This window comes from Belliella alkalica, from assembly GCF_022549785.1.
In the GTDB taxonomy this organism is placed as follows: domain Bacteria; phylum Bacteroidota; class Bacteroidia; order Cytophagales; family Cyclobacteriaceae; genus Belliella; species Belliella alkalica.
The window spans coordinates 1-23997 of sequence record NZ_JAKZGO010000024.1 but is presented as its reverse complement, the minus strand read 5'-3'; the positions used below and the strand labels follow the sequence as shown (position 1 = coordinate 23997).

The window sequence follows — 23997 nt, the reverse complement described above, 5'->3', positions numbered from 1 at the left end:
GTCAATACTTTTTCTCAGCTTTCATTCTTTTGAAATAATCCTTAGAAGCAGCTTTTACTTTTGGAGCCAAATAGATCGTAGAAATCATCGTCGGAATTGCCATTACAGCATACATCCCATCGATAAAACTCACGACCACTTCCAGTGAAGCCACAGCTCCAGCTACTATAGTAACGAGGTAAAAGTAATTATAGTAATTGGCCTTTTTTGGACCAAAAAGGTAATTGAAACACTTGTGTCCATAGTATGAATAAGTAAACATCGTAGAAAGCGCAAATACCAAAACTGCCAACATCAATAGGTACTTTCCAAAACCAGGAAGTGCCATTTCAAATGCCGATAAAGTTAATTTCACACCATCATTTTCTGTACTTTCCCATACACCTGTCAATAAAATAACCAAAGCTGTCAATGTACATACCACAATTGTATCAATAAATGGCCCAAGCATAGCGATCAAACCTTCTCTTACCGGTTCATTGTTTTTGGAGGCACCATGTACCATAGGAGCTGTGCCAATGCCTGCTTCGTTGGAAAATGCAGCTCTCCTTGCCCCAATTACTATCACCGCTCCTACTGCACCACCCATCACTGCATTTCCAGTAAAGGCATCCACAACGATAAGTTTCAACATTTCAGGTACATCACCTATATATTGGATCATAATGATGATCACTGTGATGAAATACAATCCAACCATAAATGGTACAAGCTTCGAAGCCACCATTGCTATTCTTTTTATTCCTCCAAGAATGACGACAGCTACAATCAACATCATTGATATTCCCAAGATCCATTTGGTAGTATCACCACTATCCAAATTGTTAGGTTGTAAAAGCACTGTTCGGAGTACTGCAGTCAATTGGTTTGCCTGAAAAATAGCCAACAATCCCAAAACACCAGCTACTGAGAATAATACAGACAATGGCTTCCATTTTTTTCCCATTCCTTCTTCGATGACATACATTGGGCCACCTTGAACTTCTCCATTTGCATCTTTACCTCTAAACATAATGGCAAGTGTACAGGAAAAATATTTTGTAGCCATCCCAACAAATGCCGACATCCACATCCAGAATATTGCACCAGGGCCACCCATATTAATCGCAATAGCTACCCCACTGATATTTCCCAATCCCACCGTAGCAGCAATGGCAGCAGAAAGGGCTTGCGTAGAACTGATCTGTCCAGGCATATTTTGGTCGTCAAATTTGCCACTTACCAACTTAATAGCGTGCCCTAAATGTCTGAATGGCAGAAATCCAGAGTATAAAAACAACAGTAAACCACCACCCATCAAGAGGACAAGCATAGGCGTGTCCCAAATCCAATTACTAAAATCAACAATCAATTGTCCCATTATTCAAATGTAAATGAAATAGCATATTAAGAGCATTTTTTTGATTTTGCAAAACAAAAGTTTTCAATAGCTACTAGAAACCTTTGAACAGAACTTAAATCGCTGAATAGATTCCATAATAAGTTGAAAAGTATCTACAACAACTTAGTAAGATTCAAATCAAAAAAAAGAAATTAACCCATTCATCAATTTTTTTCAAAAAGAGGATAAAAATAATGAAGATTTTTTCGAAACAATCGCATATTTTAATATCTTGAAAATCAATTAACATCTAGTATCAATTTCACTTTTACCCAAATAAATCTAATGAAAAAAGATAAAAAAACTCCTGAAAACAATTCAAGGAGAAATTTCATCAAAGCTTCGGCGACTGCACTGGCAGGATTTTATTTTGTACCAAGACACGTGCTTGGGGGGCCAGGATTCATAGCTCCATCAGATAGATTAAGAGTAGCAGGTATAGGAGTTGGCGGAATGGGAGGAGGAGATGTCAGAGGGGTTTTCAACAGTGGAAAAGTTGATTTTGTATCTCTATGTGATGTAGATGACACCCGCGCAAAGCAAAGTGTCGAAGCACACCCTAAGGCAAAGTATTACAGAGACTACAGAGAAATGCTTGAAAAAGAGCATAAAAACATAGATGCAATTACAATTTCTACACCAGACCACATGCATGCCATTCAGGCAATGGCAGCAATGCAACTTGGCAAACATGTCTATGTCCAAAAGCCGCTTTCGCATGACATTTATGAAGCTCGCATGCTTACCGAAGCTGCTGACAAGTATAAAGTAGTAACCCAAATGGGAAACCAAGGTTCCTCTGGAGAAGGTGTTCGAAAAATGGTAGAATGGTACAATGCCGGCCTTATCGGAGAAGCGACGAGAGTTTATTGTTGGACTGATAGACCTGTATGGCCGCAAGGGATTCCATGGTCAGGTGAAAAAGCAACACCACCTGCAGATTTGGATTGGGATCTTTGGTTAGGGACTGCTCCACAAAAGGATTACGTAGCAAATCTAATCCCATTCAATTGGAGAGGATGGTGGGATTATGGAACAGGAGCTTTGGGGGATATGGCCTGCCATATCATGGAACCACCATTCAGAGTATTGGGATTGGGATATCCTGAGTCAGCAGAATGCAGCGTAGGATCTGTGTATGTTGGTGAATTCCAACGTGGATATTTCCCCGAAAGCTGCCCTCCTTCTTCCCATATCACATTGAAGTTCAAAAGAGAAGGGAAAGAAGATTTGGCTTTTCATTGGATGGATGGGGGAATCCAGCCAGCAAGACCTGAGGAGCTAGGTCCAAATGAAATGATGGGAGATGGTGGAAATGGGGTAATTATAGAAGGTACCAAAGGTAAAATGATGTGTGGAACTTATGGTAGAGATCCTAGATTACTTCCAACTTCAAAAACAAGCGAGATCAATGTTGCTGAAACATTATACAGAGTTCCTGGAGGAGATTCTGGGCATTATAACAATTGGGTTGATGCATGTATTGGTGGATATGGTAGCAAGGAATTTGGCCAATTGAGTTCTCCATTCTCAGTTGCAGGTCCATTGACAGAGTCTGTTTTGATGGGAAATCTAGCAATCCGAAGCTACGATTATAGAACTCCAAGAGAGAATGGAAATGGGTTCAATTATCCAGGAAGAGGCATCAAGCTTGTTTGGGATGGTCCAAATATGAAAGTGACCAATTTTGAAGCCGCCAATCAATTTGTGAAAAGAGAATACCGAAAAGGCTGGGAATTAGGAGTCTAATCGACGGGTCTAAATTTAAACTAAATATTAAAGGAGCGAAAAAATCATCGCTCCTTTTCTATTTTATATGAATCAAATTCTTGGTAGATTTAGATTCATAATATTGCAAATTCACAAACCAAATCTCCTATTATGCTCAACTATATACTTTTATCATTTGCACTCGTGACTAACTTGTTCGCAAATCCAATAGAAAAATCAATCAAATCTGAAATTAAAGAAGTAACAGTCTTTCAAAATGGTGCTCAGATCAATGAGAGAAGTAGCATTAGTCTCGGTGCAGGAGAGACAATTTTGACAATTAAAGGAAAGTCGCCTTACATTGATAGCAAAAGTATTCAAGTAAAAGGTTTTGGTGATTTCACTATTCTTTCGGTAAATGTACAATCAAACTATTTGGAAGAAAAAATCAGCAACTCGCTAGATAGCCTTCAATCAATCCTCGATGACGAGAAGATTACCCTTCAAAAACTAGATGCTCAAGCAGAAGTTTTGAGGGAAAAAATGGCTGTTTTGAACACCAATAAAAATCTTGGAGGTCAAAATAACGGCTTGAGTATGGTTCAGCTAAAACAAGCTCTCGATTTTTTCGAAAAAGAAATTGCTTCTATCAAAAATGATGAAATCGTAAATAGGCAAAAATCGAATCAAACAAAAGAGAAAATACAGAGGCTGGAAATGCAATTAAACGAAAGTAGCAATAAACCAATCGTACCAGTCAATGATATCATTATCAAAGTAAGTGCAGACAGACAAGTATCTGGAGAGTTGACTATCTCCTATCTTGTGAATAATGCAGGATGGTTTCCGAAATACGATGTCAGAGCCAAAGATATTTCCAAACCTCTAGATTTGAGATACAAAGCTGAAGTATGGCAAAATACAGGAAATGATTGGAACAATGTAAAACTCAAATTTTCCAATGCAACACCACAAAAAAGTGGCGTAATTCCTGATTTGAAAAAGTGGGATCTCACTTATGCAAGACTTACTGTATTTGATCAAAATAACTACAGGAATATAGGTTCTGTAAATGGCATCATTACAGACAGCAACGGTCAGGCAATCCCAGGAGCAAATATCACAGTCAAGGGTTCATCAATAGGCACTACTTCAGATCTAAATGGCCGATATAGTCTGACCTTACCATCTTCAGCTCAAAGATTGATATATTCATTTATTGGTTACAGAAGTAAAGAATTAACAATTTCAGGTGATCTGATGAATGTAATTTTAGAAGAGGACATGCAATCCCTGAACGAAGTGGTAATAACAGGGTATGGAGGATTAGAAGCAAGAGCTCCTGGATTAAGAGTCAGAAGTTCAAATGCTTCTAAATCAGATTTGGTCGAATCATTTGATTTAGAAACAACCACTATCGAAAACCAAACTACCGTTGAGATCGCTGTTGACAAACCCTATACTATAACTTCCAATGGAGATAAGCTTTTGGTTGATTTGAAAAAGTATGAAGTTAATGCTGTTTATGAATATTTTGCTATACCAAAAAAGGAAAAAGATGCTTTTTTAGTAGCTAAATTAGTGGATTGGGAGAAATACAATCTCCTGCAGGGTGAGGCTAATCTATACTTTGAAGATACTTATATAGGAAGAACTATTTTGGAAGCAGAAAGTCTGAATGATACATTATCTATTTCTCTGGGTCGGGACAGAAGCATTGTGATCGAAAGAGAAAAGATAGATCAAAGTTCAACTAAGCGACTAATCGGCTCCAATTACACCGAAACAAGAGCCTATAAAATCACAGTGAAAAACAACAAATCCTCCAAAATCAATTTGAAGATCTTAGATCAATATCCCATATCAATTGTAAATGATATTTCGGTAAATCTACTCAAATCATCAAATGGAAATATAGATAAGGAAACTGGAATAATCGACTGGGAACTTATATTGAATGCTGGTGAGCAAAAAGTTTTAGAGTTAGAATATGAAGTTAAATATCCAAGAAGAGAAAAAGTGATTTTGGACAGGTGATTTTGTATTGATTTTAAATTCAATTGGGATGGGGTAAAGCACCATCCCAATTGAATAAATAAAGAGTATTATGTCTAGTCGAATTTAGTATTGGACTAAAGCCTTTTGAGTATTTTTCATTTTAGTTTCCTTCTAGCTAAAATCAGTATGCGAATCAATTGCCAAAATCAAGGTTTGTCGCATACCATTTCAAATGGAATAGAGCTTTTGTCTTTATCTCAATAATAGTAATCCCTTAAGCAAATATTATTTCCTCAAAGAAATCAACTAGCATTTTATTTTTTGTAAAACATAAAAAAAATATTTTTTTTTACTATCATAAACATCAGAACCTTACACATTTAATTTTTTTTTTATTTAAATTTATGATAGCTTTTGAAAATTTTCAGCATCATATATCAAAACCTTTTAACTAAAATTAAATCCTATGAAGAAGCATTACTTATTATTAATTGCTATTTGCATTGGGCTATTTTCAGCCTGTAGCATGTTTGAAGGACCTGAGGGACCTAAAGGAGACCAGGGTGATAGAGGAGAACAAGGAATACCAGGTGAACAGGGAGCTCAAGGTCCACAAGGACCGCAAGGTCAGCAGGGGCCTCAAGGTCAGCAGGGGCCTCAAGGACCACAAGGTCAGCAGGGAGTTCCTGGCGGTATCAATTTCGAGATTTTCAATTATCCAGTACACAACTTTAACACTAACGCAAACAGGTTTATAGACATCCCTTCTATTGGCCCTCAAATGAATGATGTTACGTTTTTAGCATTCTTGATTGATACTTCCAATGGCGTGACTTACCCTGTCCCAGGTCCGGGAAGTTCTGCTTCTTCGATGTACAGGTTTTGGTGGTTGAGGATTGGCACTGCCATAAGTGTAAGGATAAACAGATACCAAGGACCTGGAGAATCTTATAGCTTGAGATTTCTCAAATTGCCTTTGGTCAACAATCCTGGTGGTAGAGCAACATTACCAGATATAGACCTTACAGATTATGACGCTGTAGTGGAATATTACCAGAATTTAAACAACTAAACAAAATTGCTGTAATCATTTCCAAAAGGCTAAAAACAAAAAGATGCGGTAGTTTTTTATAGAACTACCGCATTTTCATTTAAATAACATCAAGGTTGAAAAGTATGTTTGATTCTTGACTACCTGAATTTCTAAATGCTGGGATATCTGATGCTAAGAGTTTGACTGAGTCTCCATCACAATCAAGAAGGTAAAGAGAATTAAATATCATTTCTTTACCTCTACGTTGTTCAATATACCCAAGCCAAGCATAAATTACCCTCCACTATTCATCAAAGCCAAGGCCTGCTGCATTGAGCATTTTGGCATAGGCGATTTTTTTCTTTGCCGCAAGGTCATTGAGGATCAGCCTTCCATCCAATACACTTACTTCACGGGCGTTGATCAAGAACAAAGAACTTTCACCAATACTAAATCGAGTTTGTTCACCTTCCAACAGTCTCTCCAGCCCAATAATATTGGCATTATATACATTCAGCTGCTGTTGCAAAGTTTGAAATTTATTGATCTCAGCTTCTAATTTTGATCTTAATTGGAGGAATTTAAAATCCCTTTCGTTTTGTTTAAAATCTATTTTAGCTTTAGTCAAACCCAAACCTCCCCTTTCTTTTCTCAACAAAAGCGGGGTTTGAATAGTGAAACCCCATTTGTAATTATTTTCAAAAAAGGGAGCTTCATTAAATTGACCAATTGACTCTGTCAGGAAATTATAATTGACTTTTACAATAGGCTTGAGTTGCTCAGCTTTCCATCTTCTTTCAACTTCCAATGACGCCAGGTCATAATCAGTCAATCTCAAAAGTGGATGGCTGGCAATTAGTCCTCTGAGTGTATTTTGATCATAATCATATGGGATTTGATTTAGGACATTTTCTGGAAATGTACTTAAAGCAATATTCATAGGATTATCTTCTTCGTCCCAAAGGAAAGTTTCCAATTCCTGTGAGGCATTGAAATAGTCAATTTGAGCAGATTGAAATCTGTAGATTCGATTCATCACTTGCGTATATGCCTCGATGGTATCTATTGCCGGAAGATCACCTTGAATAAAACTGGTTTTGATACCTTCAAAACGTATCTCTGCAAGCTCTACACTTTCCTCTAAAATCACCATGTTCTGATACGCAGCGCTCCAATCCCAATAAGCCGCTGAGGCATCAAAATAAAGATCATTTAGGATTTGTTGTCTTTCTGTCTGGGTAACATCCAAGTAAATCTCTGCTTGCCTCAGGGCAGCTCTTCTTCGATCTATGAACAATCCTTGCCCTAAGTTTACAGAAGCACCGGCAGCAATCAATCCATTATTTGGGACCGTTCTTTCAGGATTTAGATATGTACCTGAATTTTGTTCAAAAACTCCCTTCAACTCCACACCTGCCATAGTAGGCACTTTCACTCCAGCTTCCCGCTTATCATAGTATTCGGTCTCATTGAATTGCTTATTATCATAATTTCCAAAAAGCAAAGGATCAAATCCACCTCTAGCAATCATCATTTCTTGCTCACCAAAACGCAGATTGATATCAGCCTGCTTTGCCACTGGATGATAATATCGCACCCACGCTAGAAATTGCTCATAGCTAAGTTCTTCTTGTGCTAAAGCAGGAAAAACATACAAAACACTTAAACAAGTGAATATCAATCGCCTCATTGTCAATTACTTTTTCTTGTTGGCTAGTTTTTCTTTTCTTGTATAATAATCTGCTGGGAATCCGTTTAGTTGACGCCAGATTTCATACCAAATAGGGACATCATTCAAAAGCGCTATACCATCTGCTCCAGACCCAATTTTCAAAGCATATGGCCAAGGATCTTCCTCAGGATCTTCGACGACAAGTACTCTATACTTATTGTTTGGTCCGGTGAAGTTATCGATTGCTTTTACTTTTCCGCCAAATGTACCGTTAGAAAATTGTGGCCAACCAGAAAATACAATTGCCGGCCAACCATCGAAAATAAACCTAACCTTGTTACCTGGTCTTAGTAGAGGCAAATCGACAGGCTCTACAAACATCTCAACAGCAAGTTGCGCATCTGCTGGAAGGATACTTATTATCTCTGCTCCTTCTTTTATAGTCTCGCCAATACCTACTTGTATAGCTTGGGTAATGTAACCATCCTGAGGAGCCAATATATGCCTATATCCAGTCCTGAATTCATAGTTGGTATATTGATTTTCCAATTTGGTAGCGGTAGCTTCTGCCTCGTATTGTGCTGATAAAGCAGAATACTTATCAGACTCTGCTTTTGCCATTCTATCTCTGAAATCATTGTCAATGGCGTTAAGTTCGATTTGTGCTGCAATCAATTCATTTTGAGAGCTCAAAAGACTATTTTCTGCTGAAATCAAACCAGCTTTCACTTCTTGAAACCTCAACTTTCTTGTTTCAAAGTCAGTCAATGACCTAAGTCCATCATTGAGTAGCTTCTCAGCTCGTTCTAGTTGCTCTTGCCCTACTTGAAAGTTAACTTTCGACTGCTCAAATCGAATACTATCAGATTGAACTTTCAATTCAGCCATCCTGAGTCTATTGACCGCTTGCTCTTTTCTTAATGCATTGTTGGCACGCAATGCTTCTACCTGAACCTCCTGTGCTATTACCTTTTGCTCATAAGATTTAGCAGAAAGATTCTTTGCTGTAACTTGAAGTTGTGTCCTTTCAAGAAGTTGAGGATCAAAATACTCGTCCTTTGTCTCTGAAATCAATAAAATTGTATCGCCACGGCTTACATAATCGCCCTCAGAAACATACCATTTTTCAATTCTACCAGCAATGATAGAATGAACTGTCTGAGGTCTATGATCAGGCCTGAGAGCGGTGACATACCCATTTGATCTTACATTCTGAGTCCATGGCAAGAAAAGAAATAAAATCATGCCCAACAAAAACCATAAAAGTATTCTTATCCTTTTCTTGCTCTGATCAGTAGGTTTAGTCATAGAGAAACTCTTGAATCCATCAAAAGAAATCCCTTTTTCTGCATTGTTTTTAGAAATGTTTAACATTACTCCTAAAGATTAAAGGTTTTTATATTCAAAATATGCATCACTTGGACCATCAAATGAAATTTTTCCGTCTTTGAGCTCTATGATTCGAGGTGACTTTTTCAATATTTCCGGATCGTCAGATACCATCACTGTAGTCCAAGGTCCTTTCATTATGTAATCACCTACCTTATCCTTGATGTCATTATCAAAATAGCTAAACAAATCTTCTAAAATCAAGGCTTTCGGCGTTCCAGCCAAGCATCTTGCCATGATGATTTTACTTATTATTTTTTTGCTAAGACCTTTACCTTCTGGCATCAAGCCAGTATGCCAGTCTTCTTGCAAAGCGTAAATGTAATCTTTGAGACCTACCAAATCTATCACGTCCCTAATTTGCTTGTCATCGACTTCCTTGCCCAAAGTAATATTCTCATAAATAGTGCCATGGAAAATAGACTGGTGTGTCAAACTATCACCAATAAAACTTCTGAATTTATCTAGGTTCATAGTTTCAATAGGCAAGCCATTGACAAGTATCTTTCCTGAATATTCCGAATATAAGCCAGCTAACAAATACATAATTGTACTCTTGCCACTCCCACTTGATCCAGTCAGGATTACTTTCTCACCAGTTTTCAATTCTAAAGAAACATCATCTAAAATCTTGAATTGCCCATCTCTAGATTGATAAGAAACATTTCTCACTTTAAATTCGAGACCTTGGAATTCAGAAGTAAGTGATTTGTCAGTACCTTCGATTTTCTCAACAGGTAAGTCTAAGATCTGACCCAATTTTTCGGTTGCTGTCAGTGTATCATAGACAGTTTCCAATGTCAAAATCAATTTTTCTACTGAATTTACAACTAATACAATTATAATTTCAGCTGCTACGAATTGTCCAATACTTATTTCATTATTGATTAGCAAAAGGCTACCTGCTACAAGCAAAGAACAAACTATCAGCACTTTGAATGCAATTAGAATCTTATATTGAAAGATCAAAACGGCGAAATGCTTGTTTCTGTACTCGACATATGTTTGCAACAACTTATCAACCCTCATAAATGGAAGGTTTGAGTTTCCAGCCAACTTGAATGTAGCCATTGTCCTTCCAATTTCTTCAAGCCAGTATGCTACCTTATATTTTGAAGTTGATTCTTTAAGGGATGTTTCCATACCCGCAGGACTGGTAAAGTAAAATATCAAAATCAACAACAAAATTAGTACAAACCCAAAAATTATAAAAAACGGATGGTACATTGCCAAAAGTAGTAATCCAAAAAATACTTGGATAGAAGCAGCTGAAAAATCAATTAGAATTTTGGCCATTCCTTTCTGAAGATTTACTGCATCAAAGAACCTATTTACAAGATCAGGCGCATGTTTGTCATGAAGATTGTCCAGTTTCAATCTTGGAAGTCGATAAGCAAAGCCAAAGCCTGCTTTTGTAAACACTCTTTGCTGAAGCTTCTCCGTAAGAAATAACTGACTGATCTGCAAAAAACCTCCAAACGAGATCCCTGCTCCCACAACTATCACCAAAAGTATCCAAGATGTACTGATTCTACCACCAAGGATAAAATTCAATATAGCCTGAATTCCTAATGGCAAACTCAAGGAAACAATTCCATTTAGAATAGCATAAAAATATATGGCATACACTTCTTTTTTCTCTTCATTGAGAAATCTAACAAACCTCTTTAAGGGTGTTAAGGCTACATCAATTTTCATTTTCTATTGCTTTAAAGACTAACTTTTGGAAAAAGTCCACTCTCTTGTTGTCCATTGGGTGAATATCAGTGAGACTTGGAATGTGTTTTGAATAGTAAGATTGCAATAAACTTGATTCCATCACTGTGGAAACAAGCGTTTTTGGAAATTCATATTTTGGGTTTATTTCTAAAATGATAGAGGCTATTCTTTCTCCTAATCTATTATAAAGATTGAAAAAACCATTTTTATAATCATCATCCACCTCCTTGGTCAAATATGCTTTGGTGGATTCATCTACCAAAACTCGCTTTAGTGAAACTGGATCAATATAGTCATTCACTATATAAATTGGACCCTTCACCAAAATCTTGATAGCTATCGACAACCTCTCTTTTGGATCCTTAATGTTCATGGTACACAGAACTAGATTTTGTTCTAAATAACCCCAATACCATAAAGTCAAAAATAGCATTAATTTGTGTTTGTTTTCAAAATACCGATAAATTGCTGACTCTGTACAACCTACTCGAATAGAAAGCTTTTTAAAAGTAAAATGTTCTAATCCTAACTCGGGTATCAATTCCAAACTTTGAGTTACGATTTCTTTACCGAGATCAGAGCTAAAAGGGTCTTTGATGTAAATATCGGAATTCACATCAACCCTCATGTTTTTTAGTAGTTTCTCCATATTTCAATTTAAAAACAACACTACAACGAAGACCGGATATAAATAGTTTATAAAAATAGCTTTTTTGTTTGTGTTACTCACAAAAAAATGTGAAATAAAAATTTCTTTAAAGTTAAGATTAGATTAACAATACCGAAATGTCGTATTACGACAATTCAAGAGCGATGGGGCTGCTTAATTTTATACATCTAAAAACTTAACTACCCCAAAAATGAAAAAATTATTACTCTTGACTTTGATTAGTTTTCTGATCATTTCATCAGGAAAACTCAATCATGCTGTAGCTCAAAATGCCTCTGCATCTATTTACGGAAGCGTAAAAAATGCATCGGGCGAAACATTGCCTGGAGCTAATGTAATCGTAAAAAACGAATCCACTGGCTTCACTACAGGAGCAGTAACAAACCTTGAAGGAAGATTTCAGATCAATCAAATACCACTTGGCGGACCTTACACAATTGGGGCTTCATTTGTAGGTGAAGGAAATGTAGTCAAGCAAGGCTATATGCTTAATTTAGGAGATCAAGTCAAAGTTGATTTTGATCTTAGGGATGGTGACAGTCAACTGGAAACAATCACAGTAACTGCTGCAGATTATGCCCCAAACAGAGTATCCCCAATAGGCGGTGCAACTAGATTTGGACTAAATGAAATAAAAAACTTACCTACTAGTGGACGAAGTTTTCAAGACTTGGCAAACTTAGCTCCAACTACGGCTCCTGGGGGTTCTCTGTCTATAGGAGGAACGAGAGAAAGTTCTACTTCAATTACACTTGATGGCGGAAACCAAAGGTTTATGATGAATGGTGGTTTGATCTCCCAATATACAGTTTCTATGGAAGCTATTCGCGAATATGAAATCACCACAAATGAATATAGTGTGAGAGAAGGACGACAAGGTGGCGGTGCTATTAATGTGGTCACAAAGTCAGGTACTAATGAACTATCTGGCTCAGCATTTTTCTACAATAGAAATCAAGCTCTTACGGCTAGTGAAGACTATATTGGAAGACCTATCAATGATTTTAATATCAATCAATATGGATTTTCGCTAGGTGGGCCAATCATCAAAGATAAACTACACTTCTTTACTGCCCTTGACTTTGAAGACAGAAGTGAACCATTTGCAATTATTGATGTCAGAGATGCACAAACTGAGAGGCTGGAACAAATCACTCAGCAAAACCTTGATAGATTCATAAACATTCTTGAAGAGCAATATGGCCTTGATCCAAATAGACAACAAACAGGCTTATTCAACAGAAAACCTACAAACAGGACCATCTTTGCAAAGCTTGATTGGCAAATAAACAAAATCCACAAGTTGACTTTCAGAAACAATATTTTCTGGGGAGGAAATGAATTCGTCGTTGGTGGTGATCAAACTGCACTCGCTGATTCGAGAGGAGACCTTGAAATATTTGGACTGAATAGCCAATTGGCACTTCGTTCTACTTTTTCTCCAAAGCTTACGAATGAACTGAAGGTTCAGTACTTGAGAGCTCAAAGGAATTTTGTCGCTAGATCGTTTGCTCCTAGAGGTTTTGTAGGCATTGAGTCATTTCAAGAAGATGGTACTAGGCTCTTTAGACAATTTCAATTTGGAGGAAACAGAATTGCTCCTGAAGAACAAGGAGAAAAACAAATTCAGTTGGTAAACACTACTTATTTACAAACAGGAAAAGTATTCTGGACATTTGGTACAGATAATCTAATCACATTTACCAATACTCTTAATACCAACGAACAGGGTGGATTATTCCAATTTGGAAGTTTAGATGACTTGGAAGCAAGGACTCCCTTTCAATACAGCAGATTAGTGCCAAACAATCCTGATGGTAGATATACACCAAAACTACAACAAACTGCATTGGATCTTTCTGCATTTGCGCAAGCAGAATTGAATTTCACCAATAAGTTTAGTGGCTCTTTGGGAGTTAGATGGGATGCTACTGTTTTCATGACTACGCCAGAATATAATCCTTTGATAGAGGCTGAACTGGGGAGAAGAACTGACGTTGTCGCCAAAGATTACAATAATTTCCAACCTAGATTGGCATTTACTTATGACTTCAACGAAGATCAGAAAAATGTCTTGAAATTGGGTTTTGGTGGATATTCTGCAAACATTGTTCACTGGGCGCAATTGAGCAATATTTTGCAAACAGGAACTCAGCTAACGGATTTATTACTTACTGGTGCCAACGTGCCTACTCCTAATTACCCTAGCTACATTCAAGATCCTTCTTCTGTACCTGGCGTACCGGCAGGTGGTCAGGGAAGATCTCCATATATCAATTTGATTGGAGAAAATTTTGAAGCTCCCTATACCTGGAAAGGAAACATAGCTTATAGAAGGTTCCTTACCAATGAGTTTTACTTCGGCGCTAATGCATATTTTGCTAGAACTGTAAATAACTATAGATACCAAGATTTGAATTTAAGAAATGAGTTTGCATTTAGACTTCAAAATGAAGGAAACAGAGGTGTTTATGCAAATCCAAACCAGATTACAAATGTAAATTTGACATCTCCTGGAGTAGTAGTGTACCCTATTAATCCTTCAGTGGTAAATGCAAATCCAAATTTGGGTAGAGTCTTAGAATTGAATGGTGATTCTGATATTTGGCAAAGAGGAATCATATTTGAATCAGGATACGTTTTCCCTAAAGGAGGTTCTATCACGGGATCATTTACAATAAACAGAACAGAAGACAACAATTCTTACAACTGTTGTATTGCTAGAACATCTGTGACTACAGCAATCTTTGACGACCCAAGAGACTTAGTAGCAAATCGTGGTGGTGCAAATACAGATTTCAGACATAAAATTGTATTGTTTGGATCTTCACCAACATTTAAAAACATGACAATCTCAGCAAGATATGTTGGTCAGTCTGGAACTCCTTGGTCTCCTTTGGTTTTTGGAGATATCGTGGGAGATGGTGCCGGTCTATTAATCAACGCAAATAAAAGAGCATTTATCTTCAACCCTGAGACCATCAGGAATACGCCAAACATAACACCATTCGAGACATTGATAGCAGACGGAATGGACGTCGTGTTGGGCAATCCTGATAACATTGCCAGGGAACTGTTGATAGACAATCTGGGTGAAGTCGCTCCGAGAAATGAAATATACAATCCATTTTGGCACAACGTCGATGTCCGATTTACTTATAGACTTGACAATAATGTAATCCCTGGACTTGGCAAAAGCAATGTTGAATTCATTGCAGAGGTATTCAATTTCACAAATTTGCTGAACAGTGATTGGGGTGGTGCCTCCACAGTACCAGGTAGTAACCAAATCTTACTACAGTCACTAGGCTTGGATCCTATAGCTACTGCTCAAGGTAGACCTCAGTATGCTTACAGAGTCAATCCTACTTTTGGCGAAACGGTAAAAGCAAACGCACCATACCAAATTCAGTTGGGCTTGAGATATACATTCTAAATTCTTCTGCTTTTTATTTCAAAAAGACCTGTGAGATTTCGCAGGTCTTTTTTTCTGTATTCAATAAAATCACATATGGGTAACTTTGAAGTAATATTTGAATCTTAATTTCGGGAATTCCCACAAGTATATGCCAGAGAAATTAAAATTACATCTAATAGTTGATTCCATTAAAGAATGTGGAAACGAAATCAATATCATTCATCTCAACCCTGATAAAGAAATCATTGAAGGTCTGGCATACGTACAAGAAGGGATAGCAAAAATCTATGGAATCAATGAAAAAGGACTAAAAATAAACACTGACCTCGTTTTAAAAGGAGAAATATTTCTGGTGCAAAATGGAAATTATCAATCAAGAGACAATTTCTACCTAGAAGGCCTCAAGTATTCAAAAATATTTTTTCTGCCAATAAGCCATCTTTCATCAATCCAAAAAGAATTTCTGCCTGAAATACAAATGAAATTTTACAATGAAAGGCTAAAAAGAATACATCAACAAAAAGTAAGAAATTATGATTTGGAACTGGAAGAGCGTGTGTTTTACCTTCTTTTTGATTTTTGCTTGATTTTTGGAAAAGCTTCTGAAGGCTTTTATGCAATGCCTAATTTTTTTACCCATGACGAGTTGTCAAACATATTGAGGAATTGTAGACAAAATATCACGGGTTGCTTAAATGATCTCAAACGCGAAGGAATCATTCAGTACAATAGAAAAGAAATAAAGATTGAAAAAACTATCTTTGAAGAAAAGAAAGTGAAATACCTAAGTGGTCTAAAGAAAAACAAAGAAATAGTACAATGCTGAAAAGAATACTCCCAACCATCATGGCCATAGCGATAGTTTTGGCTGTTTTTTATATGCTTGGCCCCAAAGCCTCAGTTCAAAACCTAGCTGGAAAATACCCAGAGATCCCGACAACACTTGTTGATTTGGAAAACTATGTAATCCAAAAAGAAGACACTGTCAAAGGTCTGAAACCAGGAAATGAAGCAAAAATCATTTGGGCAGACCCTTTGAACAAAGAAAAGACTCCTTACAGCATTGTGTACATCCATGGTTTTGGAGCAAGTGAAATGGAAGGGAACCCTGTCAACCGCATGCTGGCAGAGCACTTTGGTGCAAATCTTTACCTTGCAAGACTTCCAGAACATGGAATCAAAAGAGAGGATGCCATGAAGCATATGTCGGCGCAAAAACTAATGGATAGCGCAAGAGAGGCTTACATGATCGGAAAAAGCCTTGGTGATAGTGTCATTGTAGTCGGAACATCAATGGGTGGCGCATTGACTTTGAACCTAGCGTCTGAAAGACCAGATATCAAAGCAGTAGTACTATACTCTCCTGCTGTAGGTGTATATGGCGGATTATTGGATCAATTTTTTGAACCTTGGAGAAAATATGTCGCCGAAAATTTCAAATTCGAAAAAGGTATGAACACTATGACACGTGAAGGTGATAAAGCTAAATACTGGTCTGAAGAATACCATGTCAACAGCTATGAAAGCTTGGCTGTTTTGCTAAAAAGCACGATGAATGATACTACTTTTGCCAAAATCAAACAACCTCTATTTCTGGGATATTATTATAAGAATGAAAAAGAGCAGGATTTTGTAGTTTCAGTTCCAAGGATGCAAGAGATGTTTGATCAATTGGGAACCTCGGAGTCATTAAAAACCAAAGAAGCCTTTCCTGAAACAGGAGATCACGTCATCGCCTCATCGATCACTTCCAAAGATTGGGAAGCTGTTTTACAAAGTACAATTGACTTTCTGGAAAACATAGCAAAAGTGAAGCTGGAAAAAATAGAGAATTAAGATTCAGAACATATGTATCAACTCTTTGCAGGAGTTGATACATATTTATTGATTATTCTTTGCTCTCCTCGGTCAGGATAGTTTTACAGCTATTTTAATCACAAGTATAACTACTGGAGGTAGAGATTATATCGCCATGACACAGTGCTCGTTGTCTCAAACCTTAAATCTTGTGTCTCATATATTATGTCTCATTTTCAAATTCAAACCACAACTGCTTTCCAAAATGGATCTTTTCTTCTAAGAGATTGAGATTTGAAATTCCAATACCAAAGAGCCTGACAGCGTCTGACAAGCTTTCTTGATTCAATAACTCCATGACAGTTTCCCAAATTTTTTCATGATCGGGATATTGATCAAAACTCTTACTACGGGTCTGAATCGTGAAATCTTTGTATTTGATTTTCAAGGTGACAGTTCTTCCTTTGATACCAGTCCTTTCTATTCTTCGAATCAACTCTTCGTAAATACTCTTCAATGCTTTCTCCCACTCATTTAGAGTTGGCAAATCTTTCTCAAAAGTATTTTCTGCGCTAATTGATTTCCTTTCTCTATTTGGCTGTACTTCACTTATGTGAATCCCTCTTACTATGTTGTAAAAATGCAGCCCTGATTTCCCGAATTTTTTTGTTAGAAACTGAAGACTATATTCTTTCAAATCTTTTCCTTGATGAATACCGAATCTCTTCATTTTCTCTGCAGTCACTTTTCCGATTCCAAAAAATTTTTCAATAGGCATTTTCTCTAAAAATGCTTCTGCATCTTTGGGTAAAATGACCGCTTGACCGTTTGGCTTATTGATATCAGAAGCGGTTTTTGCCAAAAATTTATTATACGAAATTCCAGCAGAAGCATTCAACCCTGTCTTTTCCTTGATTTTCTCTCTGATTTCTTTTGCGAGTAAAGTGGCAGATGGATTTCCCTTTTTATTTTCCGTAACATCCAAAAAAGCTTCATCCAAAGACAATGGCTCTACCAAATCTGTATATTCAAAAAATATCTCACGAATCTGATTCGAAATCTCCTTGTACCTTTCAAATCTCGGTCTTACAAAAATCAAGTTTGGACATTTTAACGAAGCCATTTTTCCGGACATTGCAGAGCGGACACCGTATTTTCTAGCTTCATAAGAAGCTGCAGCAACCACGCCTCTTTCTCGATTCCCTCCTACTGCTACAGGCTTCCCCGTTAGTTCAGGATTGTCTAACTGCTCCACTGACGCATAAAATGCATCCATATCCACATGAATGATTTTCCTAACACTTTCCATTAGTTTTTAGACGTTTCTTGGAAAGAAAGTACTTCCATGATGGCGGAAGCTTTGAGAATGCACTCTTCATATTCATACGAGGCATCAGCATCAAAAGTAATGGCACTTCCAACAGCAAAGTATCCCTTCTGGGACTTTTTGTCGAAAAGAATGCTTCTGATAATCACATTAAAATCCATATCTCCATTTTCCATCACATATCCAACGGTCCCTGAAAACCATGATCTTTTGAAATTTTCATATTTTTCTATCAACTCCATGCACTTTATCTTTGGTGCTCCAGTCATACTCCCCATCGGAAATGTAGCATGAAAAAGTTCTCTCAAACTTACATTTTCTTGGGAAAGAGAACTCACAGTTGAGATCATCTGAAAAACTTTGGGAAAAGCATAGACGCCAAACAGTTCATCGACTTTCACTGATCCAGTTGTTGAAATCTTAGAAAGATCATTCCGCATCAAATCGACAATCATCAAATTTTCTGCTCTTTCCTTTTCGCTGCTGAATAAACGTTCCTTTAATATCTCATCTTCCTTTGAATCTACTCCCCTTTTTATAGTTCCTTTGATAGGTTGGGCAATCAATTGCTCCTTCTCTTTCTTCAAAAACCTTTCTGGAGATGCACAAAGCAAATAATTATCTTTGGCTTTGTAGAGAGTGGAAAATGGCATTGGGGATTTTTTCATCAAATCAAAAAAACCAACGATCGGATTCCAATCTTCTGTCTCAAAAGAAAAAGCCATACAATAATTCATTTCATAGATATCTCCTTCCACTATGTGATTTTGGATCGATTTGATAGATTCTGTGTATTCCTCCTTCGAAGTTTGGGCTATTACATCAACTTTTTTGTTTGTTTCAATATTGATCACAATTGAATTTATTGAATCGAAAACATAATTTGGATTCTCAGCATTTATATGAATTGAGTCATCTTCAAAATAAATTTTCAATTCTGGAATGAAAAAAACTGATTCTGGCAAATCAATAATCGCAACATTCTCGCTGTTGAGCTTTTCTACCTTATTCTTAAAATCATAACTTAAAACCCCAACAAGGTCGTGTGTATGATACATACCAAAAGCCATTTCTATGTCAAAGGATTTTTGTGAAGCAAAAAAAGATTTTCTAAATGCATCCTGAGGGTAGTCCACATTATTACTATCAAAAAAAGCAAAAACTGGATAATTTGAATCTCCCCAAATAAGAAGTTTCTTAATCCATGTTTGTAAATTATCTTTTGAAAAATTATAGGTTTTGATCATGGAACAAAATTAACCATTTAACACAAAAAAAGAGGAAACCTTACGATTTCCTCTTTTCTGATCATAAAAATATGCTTTTTTAGTTTGCTTTGATATCAAAATTAACACTAACATTGTTGTAGATAAACTGATCCTTAGCTTTATCAGTAGCAGAACTTTCGTCACCGTACATTAAGCCCCAGTTTGTTCTATCAATGTTGAAACCTGCTTTTGCAGTCACCACACCATTGTTCATAGACACTACTGCTGGGAATTTGATATTTTTGGTATTTCCTCTCATTGTCAAGTTACCTGAGATCCAATGTGTAGGAGTACCAGAGATCAATTCAGAATCTTTCTTTGGAGTATTATCTGTTTTGAACTCTTCAGAATCTTCGATTTTGTCATCAGAAGCGTAAGTTTCTATTTTAGTCACTTCAAATTCTGCCTGTGGATGGTTCTCTGCATCAAAGAAATCAGGAGATTGAAGATGTCCGTATAACTTACCATAATTTTCGTCTGATTCTTCGATATCGTCGATTTTCAAACCTGTGATATCAAATACGAATTTTCCACCAGTGATAGCATCGCCATCCACTACCAATTCACCAGAAGTAACTGGGATTGTACCAAAATGCTGACCAGCTGGCTTATAGCCTCTCCACTCAACTTTACTCGCATCTGCGTCGATAGTTAATGCGCTACCAGTAGCTTCTCCTACTTCCTGAGCATCAGTAGTTTCTACTGTATCACTTGGTCCACCACAAGATACTGCGATCAAAGTTGCCGCCAAAAACAAGCCTGTTTTTTGTAATAATTTCATAATAAGTGTTTGAATTTTAGTTTCTGATTTTAAATGTATATACACGAAAACCAATATTCTGAGAAAAAGTTCATACCTCTGAAAAAAAAATATATTTGAGTGTTATGATTTTGTGTATTAGTGGGTTTAAAAAGTTGTAAAGAATGAAGATATAAGGTTTTATTGATAAATAAATCCCTCCTTTATCTTAAAATTATATCGTTTATATTTGCTCTTTGTGAATGAAACCAACAAATTCAAATGGCTTTAATCAAAACTATCAAAGGAAAAAGTCCCCAAATGGGCGAAAATTGCTGGTTGGCAGACAATGCTACTGTCGTCGGTGATGTCATCATGGGAAAAAACTGTACTGTATGGTTCAATGCAGTAGTCCGGGGAGATGTGCATGAAATCAGAATCGGTGACGACACCAATATACAGGATGGAGCTGTGATCCATTGTACCTATCAGAAAGCTGGGACTTATATCGGCAATAAAGTTTCCATTGCCCACAATGCTATCGTGCATGGCTGTACCATTCATGACAATGTCCTGATCGGTATGGGTGCTATTGTAATGGATGATGCTGTTATACATTCAGGGGCAGTGATAGCCGCAGGAGCCGTCGTCCTTGCAGGCACAATCGTGGAAGCCAACAGCATCTATGCAGGTATGCCAGCCAAAAAAGTGAAGACCACTGGTCCTGAAATGCTAGAAGTCATAGAAAGAACAGCCAAGAACTATCCGATGTACGCGGAGTGGTTTAAGGAGGAATAAAACCCTCCCTATTTTATCCTTATTTGTAATCAAGCCATATGGATCTAAGTTGATTGACAACATCTTCAGTGAATTTGATTTCTTTAGCTCTTAACTCCTCTCTGCTTGGTTCATTTTTATTTTTCGAGGTATTATTTTCTGAAAGCCAAGGGTGTAATCTTTTTCCGGAATTAGCGAGAAATTGTTTTTCTAGCGGTACTTTCTTACCCAAGTCTGATTTAACTTTAGTGTAAACCTTATCAGAAACACTGTTACTACCTTGCCAATATTTCGGATTGTATAGAACCATACTTTCAAGTCCAATCCTAGACATGGCCCTCCTAAAATTCTCTAGATCATTTTCATTAACTGGTTTGTGATTATTTAGATACAACTTTTCTGAAATAGATGCTTCATTACCATGCTCAAATGGTCTAGGACTAAATAAATTTCTTTGCCCAAAAAACTTGGCTTCCAAACCTATTTCAGTCGGTAAAATTGTATTGTTTTTCTTATCATAGACAACAGAAAGAACTCCACTAATCTCTCGATTTCTTGCGGCTCTTTTTAATTCTAAATTCAAATATCTATAACTAGAGAAATTGTATGTCAACCTATCGACCATCTCACCACTACCATTCAAATAAAGTACCCCCTCACCCATCAGAAATAAGGGAAGGCTGTCATCAGCTTTGAATTGATCTTTGACATTAAAATAAATCACATCCATTTCGTTGTCAATTCCATACTTGTAATCATAGTATTTCGTGCTTTTTTCATCCAAAGGGCCCGAGACCTCTAAGGCTCTGTATATCTCTCTGGCATAGAAAGGCAATATTTGATATGTCTTTTCACCATTTGTTTGATTGCTGAATCTGCTTGCAATGGTGTCTCCAGCTAGATTCCAATGAAAACTTCTCCTGTTTTCCAATGGAACTAAATGATTGTAAGTATCTCCAGAGGAATTATGATTTGCAAAGTCCCACGGTTTCCACTTCTTATTTCCAGAAAGTAGCGAAAGTCCATCCGCTTCGTAAAAATCTAAAACTTTTCCTTTTTGACTAACCAAAAAATATCCTGAAAATACACCTAAATGAGGAGAAGATATATACTCAGAGCTCATCTGTTTTGCCAACTGCTTTACATGGTCCCTAGGATCTTTATAAAATTTAATCTCAAAAGTCTGTAAATCAACTTCTTTATATTCCAGAACAATCTTTGTCAATTTATTCTCTACAACTTGGAAGACAGTATCCTTGTAAAAAAGACTTTTCAAGTAAAATGATTCACCAATTGGGAGTGAAACCATTCCCACACTATCTGCCAAAGCTTCTACTTCTCCTGCTTGATTCAAAACAGGCATAAAAGGAATGGCTATTGTGCTTTTCCCATCTTTGAAAAAAAACTGAGCACTACCTCTATCTTGAGAATAAAGTGGAATAGCTGTAGTAAAAATCAACAAGAATAAAATTTGAATTTTTACTAATTGATGGAGTGCTTTCATAATGGTATCAATTTTCTGGTATCTCAAACCTTAAAAGTTTAATTGAATCTTCTTCTTTGTCTACTCTGTATTTAAACTCACCGTAATAGTACGGCGCTTTATATCCTACAAAAAGGAAGTCTTTTGGAACTTCTACATCTCCTATCAAAGTATCATCACGATAGATCTGTAGCCCATCAACTAAGGGATTGGATTTGGTGTATACCCTAAACAAAAGTCCAGTCTCTCGAACATAATCTACTGAATGATAATAGCTATATCGATCCCTGTCCAAATCCCAAACCGCATCATATTCATCAATATCTGCAGCTTTAAAGTTTTCATAAGCTGTATTCATTTCCTTGCCGGCTACTCCAAAGGCAAAATGTACTTCTCCAGAATCATTCAATTTATATAAAATACTATCAGCTTCATATCCTTGGATATAGGTATTGGCATCTAAATATGAAAATGGCACACCTCTCAAAGTAGACAGAAAATTATACTGATGATAAATAGGAGAATACCTTCCATGAATAGCGACTCTACCATCGTCTGAATGGATTTTACCAAGAATTCGTGCTTGTTTATAATACTCTTCGTGCCAGAGGTAGTTAAAATCCGGATGTGGAATAGCTACTGGAAAAACTAAATTACCCTGATAATCGTGCCCCAATTTTAAATGTTCATAAGAAAGTTCATATAGCCCAATGTAGTCAGCTTTGGGATTCTGCTCCAACTCCTTGAAAGGTGTTTTTTCGTGATAAAAATCCAGTACAACTTTCTTTTCTATCTCCCAATTTTTATTGATTAGGTTAAAATCATAATTAGTACCCAATATGACTAGATAATCATCCATAATTGTATGTTTGATATTCATACTTCTCAATAAGTTCGGACCATCCCCCTTCCCTAAATAAGTCGAATGATGAATCAAATCATCTGAGAATACGTAAGCTGAATCTAACCTCTTGTCCAAAAGGGTCAAACTGTCATTGAAAATAACCCAAGCACCATAACCTGGATAGAAAAAAGAATCGTTCGTCAATGTATCTATTTGGATTTGGATAAATTTACGATCTGTTTTTCTAACATAATTGATTTCAGACCCTAAGTAAATTATCCCATGATCACTATCTGATTGGCAGCTTGAAAGAAAAATTAAAGAGATGGCAACAATTAATATCCTAAGTTTTTTAATCATTGGTATTTTACTTTAACATGGTGAAAGCTGTTTCAAAGTTAATTTTATAAATATTTAAGCTTTGTAACAATTCGACTAATAAACCTTTCTTTTAAGAAAGATAGAAACAAATTTTTAGTTATTTTTTTTATATAAAAATATAAAATTAATTATTATGAATATCCGTATCCGTCCGATAAACCCCATCTTTTCTAATTACTGTTTGGGTTGTAATCTTGCGTCATGAAAAAGATTAGCAACGACGAATATTACAAGCTGTTCACCAAGTGGCAGGGATCAGGACTAAGCAAAGCTGCATTTGCATCAGAAGCAGGTATTTCAAGAGTATCTTTTTATTATTGGTGCAGGAAGTTTGAAGGGCAACAGGATAACTCTCCTTTTGATTCAGGTTTTTCTTTGGTCAACCCTGAGA

At 36.6% G+C, this 23997-nt stretch carries 18 protein-coding genes; 8 read left to right on the top strand and 10 right to left on the bottom strand.

Going from position 1 to position 23997, the window contains the following annotated elements; genetic code table 11:
- Nucleotide 1 precedes the first annotated feature (1 nt).
- A complete protein-coding gene (locus MM213_RS18630; RefSeq protein WP_241414405.1) occupies nucleotides 2-1360 on the bottom strand; it encodes an alanine/glycine:cation symporter family protein in 1359 nt (452 codons plus the stop codon).
- A 306-nt stretch (nucleotides 1361-1666) separates the two neighbouring features.
- On the opposite strand from MM213_RS18630, the gene MM213_RS18625 reads away from it, so the two are divergent.
- From MM213_RS18625 to MM213_RS18615, 3 genes are all read left to right on the top strand, one after another.
- Nucleotides 1667-3130: a Gfo/Idh/MocA family protein gene (locus MM213_RS18625; protein ID WP_241414404.1), complete on the top strand. Its 1464-nt coding sequence runs from the start codon at nucleotides 1667-1669 to the stop codon at nucleotides 3128-3130.
- A gap of 132 nt (nucleotides 3131-3262) precedes the next feature.
- Entirely contained in the window at nucleotides 3263-5128 is a 1866-nt protein-coding gene (locus MM213_RS18620; protein WP_241414403.1) for a DUF4139 domain-containing protein, read from the top strand.
- Between the two features lie 427 nt (nucleotides 5129-5555).
- Nucleotides 5556-6161 carry a hypothetical protein gene (locus tag MM213_RS18615; RefSeq protein ID WP_241414402.1) on the top strand — a complete coding sequence of 202 codons (606 nt, stop codon included), beginning with the start codon at nucleotides 5556-5558 and terminating at the stop codon, nucleotides 6159-6161.
- 265 nt (nucleotides 6162-6426) lie between these two features.
- On the opposite strand, the gene MM213_RS18610 is transcribed toward MM213_RS18615, so the two are convergent.
- The 4 genes from MM213_RS18610 to MM213_RS18595 are packed head-to-tail and all read right to left on the bottom strand — an operon-like array spanning nucleotide 6427 to nucleotide 11551.
- Nucleotides 6427-7812, bottom strand: coding sequence for a TolC family protein (locus MM213_RS18610; protein WP_241414401.1), 1386 nt, complete (start codon nucleotides 7810-7812; stop codon nucleotides 6427-6429).
- 6 nt (nucleotides 7813-7818) lie between these two features.
- Nucleotides 7819-9168, bottom strand: coding sequence for an HlyD family secretion protein (locus tag MM213_RS18605; RefSeq protein WP_241414400.1), 1350 nt, complete (start codon nucleotides 9166-9168; stop codon nucleotides 7819-7821).
- 12 nt (nucleotides 9169-9180) lie between these two features.
- Nucleotides 9181-10881, bottom strand: coding sequence for a peptidase domain-containing ABC transporter (locus MM213_RS18600; RefSeq protein WP_241414399.1), 1701 nt, complete (start codon nucleotides 10879-10881; stop codon nucleotides 9181-9183).
- Nucleotides 10871-11551, bottom strand: a complete 681-nt coding sequence (locus MM213_RS18595; protein ID WP_241414398.1) for a TetR/AcrR family transcriptional regulator — start codon at nucleotides 11549-11551, stop codon at nucleotides 10871-10873. The genes MM213_RS18600 and MM213_RS18595 overlap by 11 nt, the downstream gene beginning before the upstream one ends.
- Before the next feature lie 211 nt (nucleotides 11552-11762).
- On the opposite strand from MM213_RS18595, the gene MM213_RS18590 reads away from it, so the two are divergent.
- From MM213_RS18590 to MM213_RS18580, 3 genes are all read left to right on the top strand, one after another.
- Nucleotides 11763-15008, top strand: coding sequence for a TonB-dependent receptor (locus tag MM213_RS18590; RefSeq protein WP_241414397.1), 3246 nt, complete (start codon nucleotides 11763-11765; stop codon nucleotides 15006-15008).
- Nucleotides 15009-15138: 130 nt separating this feature from the next.
- Complete coding sequence (locus tag MM213_RS18585) at nucleotides 15139-15816, top strand: Crp/Fnr family transcriptional regulator (protein WP_241414396.1); 678 nt, start codon at nucleotides 15139-15141, stop codon at nucleotides 15814-15816.
- Nucleotides 15810-16826 (top strand): alpha/beta hydrolase, encoded by a 1017-nt coding sequence (locus MM213_RS18580; protein WP_241414395.1) that lies wholly within the window; start codon nucleotides 15810-15812, stop codon nucleotides 16824-16826. The genes MM213_RS18585 and MM213_RS18580 overlap by 7 nt, the downstream gene beginning before the upstream one ends.
- A 184-nt stretch (nucleotides 16827-17010) precedes the next feature.
- On the opposite strand, the gene dinB is transcribed toward MM213_RS18580, so the two are convergent.
- The 3 genes from dinB to MM213_RS18565 all read right to left on the bottom strand — a co-directional run bounded on the left by dinB (nucleotide 17011) and on the right by MM213_RS18565 (nucleotide 20163).
- Complete coding sequence (dinB, locus tag MM213_RS18575; RefSeq protein ID WP_241414394.1) at nucleotides 17011-18096, bottom strand: DNA polymerase IV; 1086 nt, start codon at nucleotides 18094-18096, stop codon at nucleotides 17011-17013.
- Nucleotides 18096-19361, bottom strand: coding sequence for an anthranilate synthase component I family protein (locus MM213_RS18570; RefSeq protein WP_241414393.1), 1266 nt, complete (start codon nucleotides 19359-19361; stop codon nucleotides 18096-18098). The genes dinB and MM213_RS18570 overlap by 1 nt, the downstream gene beginning before the upstream one ends.
- Before the next feature lie 79 nt (nucleotides 19362-19440).
- Nucleotides 19441-20163 carry a YceI family protein gene (locus MM213_RS18565; RefSeq protein ID WP_241414392.1) on the bottom strand — a complete coding sequence of 241 codons (723 nt, stop codon included), beginning with the start codon at nucleotides 20161-20163 and terminating at the stop codon, nucleotides 19441-19443.
- Nucleotides 20164-20403: 240 nt separating this feature from the next.
- On the opposite strand from MM213_RS18565, the gene MM213_RS18560 reads away from it, so the two are divergent.
- Complete coding sequence (locus tag MM213_RS18560) at nucleotides 20404-20919, top strand: gamma carbonic anhydrase family protein (protein ID WP_241414391.1); 516 nt, start codon at nucleotides 20404-20406, stop codon at nucleotides 20917-20919.
- A 19-nt stretch (nucleotides 20920-20938) separates the two neighbouring features.
- Here the strand turns inward: MM213_RS18560 and MM213_RS18555 are convergent, their stop codons facing one another.
- Both MM213_RS18555 and MM213_RS18550 read right to left on the bottom strand, forming a co-directional pair.
- A complete protein-coding gene (locus tag MM213_RS18555; protein ID WP_241414390.1) occupies nucleotides 20939-22402 on the bottom strand; it encodes a hypothetical protein in 1464 nt (487 codons plus the stop codon).
- Nucleotides 22403-22409: 7 nt separating this feature from the next.
- On the bottom strand, nucleotides 22410-23585 hold the full coding sequence (locus MM213_RS18550) for a hypothetical protein (protein WP_241414389.1): 1176 nt from the start codon (nucleotides 23583-23585) through the stop codon (nucleotides 22410-22412).
- 222 nt (nucleotides 23586-23807) lie between these two features.
- Here MM213_RS18550 and tnpA point away from each other — a divergent pair.
- Nucleotides 23808-23997, top strand: a 190-nt coding sequence (gene tnpA / locus MM213_RS18545) for an IS66 family insertion sequence element accessory protein TnpA (RefSeq protein WP_439647569.1), incomplete at its 3' end; no start/stop codon positions are given.

Coding starts and splice junctions, on each gene's coding strand:
- MM213_RS18630 (WP_241414405.1), bottom strand. CDS start 1,360: ATGGGACAATTGATTGTTGATTTTAGTAATTGGATTTGGGACACGCCT.
- MM213_RS18625 (WP_241414404.1), top strand. CDS start 1,667: ATGAAAAAAGATAAAAAAACTCCTGAAAACAATTCAAGGAGAAATTTC.
- MM213_RS18620 (WP_241414403.1), top strand. CDS start 3,263: ATGCTCAACTATATACTTTTATCATTTGCACTCGTGACTAACTTGTTC.
- MM213_RS18615 (WP_241414402.1), top strand. CDS start 5,556: ATGAAGAAGCATTACTTATTATTAATTGCTATTTGCATTGGGCTATTT.
- MM213_RS18610 (WP_241414401.1), bottom strand. CDS start 7,812: ATGAGGCGATTGATATTCACTTGTTTAAGTGTTTTGTATGTTTTTCCT.
- MM213_RS18605 (WP_241414400.1), bottom strand. CDS start 9,168: ATGTTAAACATTTCTAAAAACAATGCAGAAAAAGGGATTTCTTTTGAT.
- MM213_RS18600 (WP_241414399.1), bottom strand. CDS start 10,881: ATGAAAATTGATGTAGCCTTAACACCCTTAAAGAGGTTTGTTAGATTT.
- MM213_RS18595 (WP_241414398.1), bottom strand. CDS start 11,551: ATGGAGAAACTACTAAAAAACATGAGGGTTGATGTGAATTCCGATATT.
- MM213_RS18590 (WP_241414397.1), top strand. CDS start 11,763: ATGAAAAAATTATTACTCTTGACTTTGATTAGTTTTCTGATCATTTCA.
- MM213_RS18585 (WP_241414396.1), top strand. CDS start 15,139: ATGCCAGAGAAATTAAAATTACATCTAATAGTTGATTCCATTAAAGAA.
- MM213_RS18580 (WP_241414395.1), top strand. CDS start 15,810: ATGCTGAAAAGAATACTCCCAACCATCATGGCCATAGCGATAGTTTTG.
- dinB (WP_241414394.1), bottom strand. CDS start 18,096: ATGGAAAGTGTTAGGAAAATCATTCATGTGGATATGGATGCATTTTAT.
- MM213_RS18570 (WP_241414393.1), bottom strand. CDS start 19,361: ATGATCAAAACCTATAATTTTTCAAAAGATAATTTACAAACATGGATT.
- MM213_RS18565 (WP_241414392.1), bottom strand. CDS start 20,163: ATGAAATTATTACAAAAAACAGGCTTGTTTTTGGCGGCAACTTTGATC.
- MM213_RS18560 (WP_241414391.1), top strand. CDS start 20,404: ATGGCTTTAATCAAAACTATCAAAGGAAAAAGTCCCCAAATGGGCGAA.
- MM213_RS18555 (WP_241414390.1), bottom strand. CDS start 22,402: ATGAAAGCACTCCATCAATTAGTAAAAATTCAAATTTTATTCTTGTTG.
- MM213_RS18550 (WP_241414389.1), bottom strand. CDS start 23,585: ATGATTAAAAAACTTAGGATATTAATTGTTGCCATCTCTTTAATTTTT.